Source organism: Allokutzneria sp. NRRL B-24872 (assembly GCF_002155965.1).
Taxonomy (GTDB): Bacteria; Actinomycetota; Actinomycetes; order Mycobacteriales; family Pseudonocardiaceae; genus Allokutzneria.
This window is the reverse complement of record NZ_MUMH01000237.1, coordinates 373-682: the sequence shown is the minus strand read 5'-3', so window position 1 is coordinate 682 and position 310 is coordinate 373. Positions and strand designations below refer to the sequence as shown.

The window sequence follows — 310 nt, the reverse complement described above, 5'->3', positions numbered from 1 at the left end:
CGGCTCGGCGAGCTGTTCGCCCAGCTGCGCAAGGACACCTACCGCGACGGGATCGGCACGTGGACCTCGGCGAGCGTCGTCGTCGAGTACCCGATCACCACCCACATCAACTACACCGTCGACGAGGACGTGCGCTGGCGGCAGCCACCGCACCGGATGGACTTGCTCGACGAGCTGGAGATGTTCCCGAGGTCCGCCGACAAGGTGCCCGCGTGGATGAAGGCGGTGCTGCCCAACGCTGAGCGGGTCGCCGAGGTCGCTCCGCTGTTCAGGCACGCGCGCGTCTTCGACCGCCGCGACGCCGACGGCC

The 310-nt window shown here is 69.7% G+C and carries 1 pseudogene; it reads left to right on the top strand.

Annotated features, from left to right (window positions below):
* Positions 1-310, top strand: a pseudogene (locus CCN37_RS40405) (hypothetical protein); the annotation flags it as partial.